Here is a 6,972-nt window from a genome sequence, read left to right on the forward strand (position 1 = left end):
CTGCCGGGCCCGCAGGCGGGCAGCGACTGTTGCGCCACGACCGGCATCGGCGCGAAGAGGCCGAGGACGAGGGCCATCGCGGTCGCAGGGCGGTGTGCAGGGCGGGACATGGCGCGCTCCTTGCTGATCTCGACGGCGAACCAACGCTGCAGGGCGTGACATGTTTCGTCAGAGGCGGCCGGAGTGAAGATCGGGGAGCGGTCGCGGCGCCGTCAACTGCGTCAGGAGGCGAGGGGCCTTCCGACGCCTGGAGTCCGATCACCCTGCGCGCAGCGCCCCCATCAGGCGCGCCTTCTCGCCCACGTCGTCCGGGCGCGAGATCGCCTCTGCCAGCGCCTCGATCGTCTCGATCGAGTGCCCGGCACGGAAGCTGTCGACATGTGGCAGCATCGCCCGGATGCCGGTGGCGCGCGGCGCGAACTCTCCGAACCGCAGAAGCGGGTTGATCCACACGAGCCGCCGGGCGGTCAGGTGCAGCCGCTCCATCTCGCTCGAGAGGCGGTCGGGATCGCCCCGGTCGAGCCCGTCGGTGATCAGCAGCACCACCGCCCCCTGCCCCATCACGCGCCGCGACCAGTCGCGGTTGAAGGCGTGCAGGCAGTCGCCGATCCGCGTGCCGCCCTCCCAGTCCTGCGCCTCGGCCCCCGCGGCGGCGAGTGCCGCGTCCACGTCGCGGCTGCGCAGGTGGCGGGTGACGTTGGTCAGCCGGGTGCCGAAGGTGAAGGCATGCACATCGGCCCAGCCCGCGCCCTTCCGGTTCGACACCGCGTGCAGGAAATGCAGCAGGATCCGGCTGTATTGGCTCATCGAGCCCGAGATGTCGCAGAGCGCGACCAGCGCCGGCCAGCGCGGGCGCGGCCGGACATGGTGCAGGGCCTGCATCTCGCCCCCGGTGCGCATCGCGGCGCGCAGCGACCGGCGGCGGTCGATGCGCCGCCCCGCCGGCGCGGCTTCGGCCCGGCGCGAGGGGAAGGGCCGCACGGGAAACGCCAGCCGGGCCAGCATGCGCCTGGCCGCGGCGACCTCCTCGGTGCTCATCTGCTCGAAATCCAGGGTCCGCAGGCGTTCCTCCCGTGACATGGTGAACGCGGCGTCGACCTCGATCTCGCTCTCCTCGCCCTCTTCCTCCGGCGGGCGCGCGCGTTCGGGCATCCGGGCGCCGTCGAGCAGCGCCTCGGCCGCGCGCTTTTCCGCCGCCTGGGCTGTGCGGTCCTCGGCCACGCCGCGCACCGCGGGGAGCATCATCGCCATCATGTGTTCCATGAACCGCGGATCGCGCCAGAACAGTCGGAAGACCTGCGCGAAGACCCGCCGCTCTTCGGCGCGCGAGACGAAGCAGGCCTCGAGCACATGGTAGAAATCCGCCCGCTCCGTGAAGCCCGCGGCCTCGACCGCGCGCACCGCGTCGGCCACGCGCCCGGTGCCCGTCCGCAGGCCCGCCTTGCGCAGCGCGCGTGCGAAATGGACGAGGTTGGGCACAAGCCGGGGGTTTTCGGGCAGGTCGAGGGGGCGATGTTCGGGCATCGGGCTCAGGCGCAGGCAGCGCGATCGGCAGGGGGGCGCTGCCCCCGTCCGCCTGCGGCGGACTCCCCCGGGGTATTTCCGGCAAGAGGAAGGACCGGGGCGGCGCTCATGCCGGGGCCATCTCCGCGCGGGCCTCTTCGAGCAGGCGCGCGGCTTCGGAGCCCTGCAGGCGGGCGATGTCGTCCTGGTACTTGAGGATCGCGCCCAGCGTGTCGGCGATCACCTGCGGGGAAAGCTCGACCATGTCGAGCGCGAGCAGGCATTTCGCCCAGTCGATGGTTTCCGCGACGCCCGGCTTCTTGAAGAGGTCCTCCGTGCGCAGGCGCTGGACGAAGGCCACCACCTCGCGCGAGAGCGCCTCCGAGGCCTCGGGCACGCGCGCCCGGAGAATCGCCATCTCGCGGTCGAAGTCCGGATAGTCGACCCAGTGGTAGAGGCAGCGGCGCTTGAGCGCGTCGTGCACCTCGCGCGTGCGGTTGGAGGTCAGGATGACGATGGGCGGTGCGGGCGCGCGGATGGTGCCGATCTCGGGGATCGTCACCTGGAAGTCCGACAGCGCCTCGAGCAGGAAGGCCTCGAAGGGGGCGTCGGTGCGGTCAAGCTCGTCGATCAGCAGCACGGGCGGACCGCCGTCCTGCGGCGACATCGCCTCGAGCAGGGGGCGGCGGATCAGGAAACGCTCGGAGAAGAGTTCGTCGGTCAGCGCCTCGCGGTCGGTGCCCTCCACCACTTCGGCGGTGCGGATCGCGACCATCTGCGCGGGAAAGTTCCATTCGCAGACGGCCGAGGCGGCATCCAGCCCCTCGTAGCACTGCAGCCGGATCAGCCGGCGGCCCAGGGCGGCGGCCAGCGCCTTGGCGATTTCCGTCTTGCCGACGCCGGCCTCGCCCTCGAGGAAAAGCGGCCGGCCCAGCCGCAGCGACAGGAAGGTCACGGTGGCCAGCGCCCGGCCGCAGACATAGCCCTGCGCGCCCAGCATCGCCTGCACATCGTCGATCGAACCCGGTGCGGACATGCGCTCTCCTCTCCTGCGCCAAAGAAGGGCATGGGGCGGGCGGCGGGTCAAGGCGCGCCTTGTGGCCGCGCGTTGACCCGGCGCCGGGGCTTCGCCATGATTCGGACCAGATTGCCCGCCAGGGTGGGCGCGCAGGCAGCGGGGCGGCACGGGCAGTGGCGGCGGATCGGACAGGGGGCGAGGCGGCGGGCCACGCGTTGCGCGTGGCCGCGGTGACCTGCGTCAAGAACGAGGGGCCGTTCCTGATCGAATGGATCGCGTGGAACCGGCTGATCGGGGTCACCGATTTCCTGATCTACTCCAACGACTGCACCGACGGCACCGATGCGCTGCTGGACCGGCTGGCGGCGCATGGCGTGGTCCGCCACCTGCCGAACCCGGCAGAGGGGCGCAACTACCAGATGGAGGCGCTGAAGGCCGCGGCGCAGGATCCGGTGGTGCAGGCGGCGGACTGGGTCTGGATTGCCGACGTGGACGAGTTTCTCAACATCCATGCGGGCGACGGCACGATCCCCGCGCTGATCGCGGCCTGCGGCGATCCGCAGGCGATTTCCGTCACCTTCCAGTTCTTCGCCAACGGCGGCACGGAGCGGTTCGAGGACCGCCCCGTCATCGCCCAGTTCACCCGCACCCACAATCCGGACATCTGGTGCGGCGAGACGGCGATCGAGGTCAAGACGCTGGTGCGGCGGGATTTTCCGCTGCAATACTACGGCGCGCACCGGCCCTTTCTGCGCAAGGGGCTGCCGGCGGAGGCGCGGCCGCGCTGGACTGACGGCTCCGGCCGCCCCGTGCAGCACCGCTTTCTCGTCGCCGCCAATTCGCGGCGCATCCGCAAGTTCCCGGCGCGGGGCGCCCGCGATCTGGCCACGCTCAACCATTACGCGCTGCGCTCGCTGGAAAGCTACCTCGTCAAGAACGACCGCGGCGACGTGAACCGCGAACACCGCGCCTTCGACGACGCCTATTGGCGCGAGCGCAACGATGGCGGCTGGGAGGAGACGAGCATCCTGCGTCACCTGCCTGCGCTGGAGCGCGAGATGGCGGCGCTGAAGGCGCTCCCGGGCGTGAGCGCGCTGCATGATGAAGCCGTCGCGCGGCATCGGGCGCGTGCGGCGGAATTGCTGGGGCGGCCGGAGTATCGGGACCTGTGCGACCGGCTGCGCGCCGCACCCGCGATCTGCGCCGCCGAGGCGGCGCTGATCGACGAGCTGGGACTGGAAGAGGTATGAGCCGGGTGCGCGTCGTCAACCTTGGCCTGCCGAAGTCGGGCACCACGACCTTCAACAAGGCGCTGACCGAGGCGGGGCTTGTGGTGGCCGATCACCGCATCCGGCCGCGCCAGACGACGGACCGCGGCCTGCACGGGCTCTTCGTGGGCGACCTGATGTATCGTGGCTATTTCGGCTCGGGCGATCCGCTGGCGCTGTTCGGGGGGTTCGACGCGATCTCGGAAACCAGCGTGATGCGGCAGGGCGTGAACTTCTGGCCGCAGACGGATTTCGGGCTGATCGAGGCGCTGCGCACGCTGCACCCCGGCCTGCGCTTCGTGGCCACCCGGCGGCCCACGGCGGACATCTGCGCCTCGATGGCGGGCTGGTCGAACATGATCGACCGGCTGCCCGCCTACGCGATCCCCGGGTTACCAAGGGGCTACGGGCGCGAAGAGGGTGAGCGCGCGCGCTGGATCGACGCGCATTACGCCTTTCTGGCGCGGATCTTCGCCGGCTCGGAGGCCTATCTGGAGCTCGACGTGGGCGCGCCCGACGCGGCGGCGCGGCTGTCGTCGCATCTGGGGCTGGAGATCGGCTGGTGGGGCCGCGCCAATGCCCGGCGGGAGGCGGCGGGCTGATGCGACTCGTGCTGCATGTGGGCCTCGACACCTGGGCGGTCGAGCGGCTGCGCCGGATCATGGCGCAGAAGCGGCAGGGGCTGGCGAAGCGTGGCCTGCTGCTGCCCCGCACGCCGGGAACAGGCAATCACACCCGGCTTTTCATGGCGGTGAGCGACGCGGATCGCGTGGACCTGCTGCGCGCCAGCCGCGGCTTCGCGGCGCCGGAGGCGCAGGACCGGTTGCAAGCGGACCTCGCCGCGGGGCTCGCGCGCGAGGTGGCGGAGGCGCGGCCGGAGGTGGTGGCGCTTTCTGCCCCGCAGCTGGGCCAGCGGCTTGCGCGCCGGTCGGAGCTGGAGCGGCTGCGCGGGATGCTGGCGCCCCTTGGCGCGAGGATCGAGGTGGTCGCGCACATCGAGGCGCCCGCGCACATGCTGGCGCGGGCCTACGCGGCGCAGGTCCTCGACGGGCGCGCGGTGCCCTTGTCGCGCGACCTGGCGCTGGAGGGCGACAGCTGGTGGGACGCCGCGCTTGCGGCGCAGCCGGCCCCGGACCCGGAGCGGGCCATCTTCGCAGAGGTGCAGGGGCCGCCGCACTGGCTGGACCTTGCCCGCTTCGTCGCGGAGTGGGAGGCGGTCTTCGGCTCGGGCGCGGTGCGGCTGCGGACGGTGGACGCGGCGGCGCTGTCGGACCGTATGGCAACGCAGGAGATCGCGGCGACCTTCGGACTCGAGGCCCCGCCCGGCAAGGCCGAGGCGGAGGCGCGGCCGGCGGAGCCTTCGGCCGCCTGGCTCGCCCGCGCACGCGCGCTCAATACCGTCTTCCTGCGCTACATCGAGCGGAAGCAGGCGACCCTCCCCCGCCCGCTCTGGCGGCGGATGCTGGGCGAGGTCGAGATCGCCGGCCCGCCCATCGACCCCGGCAGCCTTTCCGCGATCTCGCACCGCTTCGCGGAAGACATGGCGCGGCTTGCAGACGCGCATGGCCTGGATGCAGAGGCCATCGCCCCGCCGGCCGAGGCCGCGCCCTGGGCCGAGGCCGACCCGCAACGGGGCTTTCGCGCCAGCCAGTATCTGCTGGCCTTCCGCCCGCGCATCGACCGCGCCACGCAGGAGGCGCGGCAGACCGAAGCCCCCGCGCCGGTGCCGCAGGCCACGCATCTGCCGCCGCTGGCGCGCGCCAATCTCGCGCGCCTCGCGAACGGCCCCTTCGCCCCGCACAACCGCCTGGGCCGGGTCAACGAGGAGGAGCTGGCCGCGCCCTTCGCGCCCGCGCCGCCCCGCAGCCTGCCGCCGGGCAGCACCGGGCGCGTGATCGTCGGCTGCATGAAGAACGAGGCGCCCTACATCCTCGAATGGATCGCCTATCACCGCGCCATCGGGGTCGACGGTTTCCTGATCTACACCAACGGCTGCGAGGACGGCACCGACGCGATCCTCTCCCGGCTTCAGGCGCTGGGGATCGCACAGCACCGCGCGAATGACGACTGGACCGGCGCCTCGCCCCAGCAGCACGCGCTCGACCGCGCGCTGGAGGAAGCGATCGTGCGCGATGCCGAATGGCTGCTGCACATCGACGTGGACGAATTCGTGAACGTGCGCTGCGGCAACGGCACGCTCGACGATTTCCTCGCCCGCGTGCCCGGGGCGACCAATGTCGCGATGACCTGGCGGCTCTTCGGGCACGGCGGGGTGGAACGGCTGGAGGATCGCTTCGTCACCGAGCAGTTCACCGCCTGCGCGCCCCGCTTCTGCCCCAAGCCGCACACGGTCTGGGGCTTCAAGACGATGTTCCGCAACATCGGCGCCTATGCGAAACTGAGCTGTCACCGCCCCAACAAGCTGTCGCCCGAGCACGAGGGGCGCGTGCGCTGGGTCAACGGATCGGGCGCGGACATCACCGCGGAGGTTGCGAAGAACGGCTGGCGCAGTTCGCAGAAGTCCATCGGCTACGATCTGCTGCAACTGAACCACTACGCGCTGCGCTCTGCCGAAAGCTTCCTGATCAAGCGGCAGCGGGGCCGCGCGCTGCATGTCGACCGGTCCATCGGGCTCAACTACTGGATCCGCATGGACTGGAGCGACGCGAAGGACGTCACGATCCAGCGCAACCTGCCCCGGCTGCGCGCGGAATACGACCGGCTGCTGGCCGACCCAGAGCTTCGGCGTCTGCACGCAGCGGGCCTTGCCTGGCACCGGGCGAAGGCGGCGGAGCTGCGCGCAAACCCGGAATTCGCCGCGCTCTACGCGCAGGCGCTCGAAACCCGGCTGACGGGGGCGGAGCGCGTGGCCTGGGCGCTGGCGCTGGACATGGAGAGCTGAGATGGACGGCACGGGAGAGGAGGACCGCGGCTATCTGCGCTCGCGCGGGCTGCGCATCCCGAAGGATCCGCGCTTCGTCACCGGGCGGACCCGCCGCAACCTGCGCAGCGACGCCTACGAGAAGAAGGAAAGCGACGCGGTGCTGCGCGTGGTCCGCCCCGGCGACCGCGTGCTGGAACTGGGCGCCGGCATCGGCTACATGTCCGCGCTGATCGCCACGCGCACGGCGGCCGCGCATGTCACCAGTTTCGAGGCGAACCCGGCGCTGATCCCGTTCATCG

The 6,972-nt window shown here is 71.7% G+C and carries 5 protein-coding genes and 1 pseudogene; 4 read left to right on the top strand and 2 right to left on the bottom strand.

The window, feature by feature from the left end; genetic code table 11:
• Positions 1-258: 258 nt before the first annotated feature.
• Both ACLFOB_RS13490 and ACLFOB_RS13495 read right to left on the bottom strand, forming a co-directional pair.
• Complete coding sequence (locus tag ACLFOB_RS13490) at positions 259-1,524, bottom strand: vWA domain-containing protein (RefSeq protein WP_410926415.1); 1,266 nt, start codon at positions 1,522-1,524, stop codon at positions 259-261.
• Positions 1,525-1,630: 106 nt separating this feature from the next.
• Positions 1,631-2,539 (bottom strand): AAA family ATPase, encoded by a 909-nt coding sequence (locus ACLFOB_RS13495; protein ID WP_410926416.1) that lies wholly within the window; start codon positions 2,537-2,539, stop codon positions 1,631-1,633.
• A 197-nt stretch (positions 2,540-2,736) separates the two neighbouring features.
• Between ACLFOB_RS13495 and ACLFOB_RS13500 the strand changes: the two genes are divergently transcribed.
• The 4 genes and pseudogenes from ACLFOB_RS13500 to ACLFOB_RS13515 form a co-directional block, all read left to right on the top strand.
• Positions 2,737-3,771, top strand: a complete 1,035-nt coding sequence (locus ACLFOB_RS13500) for a glycosyltransferase family 2 protein (protein WP_410926419.1) — start codon at positions 2,737-2,739, stop codon at positions 3,769-3,771.
• Positions 3,768-4,391 (top strand): hypothetical protein, encoded by a 624-nt coding sequence (locus ACLFOB_RS13505; RefSeq protein ID WP_410926417.1) that lies wholly within the window; start codon positions 3,768-3,770, stop codon positions 4,389-4,391. Before ACLFOB_RS13500 ends, ACLFOB_RS13505 begins: the two co-directional genes overlap by 4 nt.
• Positions 4,391-6,691: a glycosyltransferase family 2 protein gene (locus ACLFOB_RS13510; protein WP_410926418.1), complete on the top strand. Its 2,301-nt coding sequence runs from the start codon at positions 4,391-4,393 to the stop codon at positions 6,689-6,691. Before ACLFOB_RS13505 ends, ACLFOB_RS13510 begins: the two co-directional genes overlap by 1 nt.
• Position 6,692: 1 nt before the next feature.
• A pseudogene (locus ACLFOB_RS13515) lies at positions 6,693-6,972 on the top strand (FkbM family methyltransferase); the annotation flags it as partial.

The organism is Rhodosalinus sp. (genome assembly GCF_046542825.1).
GTDB lineage: Bacteria > Pseudomonadota > Alphaproteobacteria > Rhodobacterales > Rhodobacteraceae > Rhodosalinus.

Coding starts and splice junctions, on each gene's coding strand:
- ACLFOB_RS13510 (WP_410926418.1), top strand. CDS start 4,391: ATGCGACTCGTGCTGCATGTGGGCCTCGACACCTGGGCGGTCGAGCGG.
- ACLFOB_RS13505 (WP_410926417.1), top strand. CDS start 3,768: ATGAGCCGGGTGCGCGTCGTCAACCTTGGCCTGCCGAAGTCGGGCACC.
- ACLFOB_RS13495 (WP_410926416.1), bottom strand. CDS start 2,539: ATGTCCGCACCGGGTTCGATCGACGATGTGCAGGCGATGCTGGGCGCG.
- ACLFOB_RS13490 (WP_410926415.1), bottom strand. CDS start 1,524: ATGCCCGAACATCGCCCCCTCGACCTGCCCGAAAACCCCCGGCTTGTG.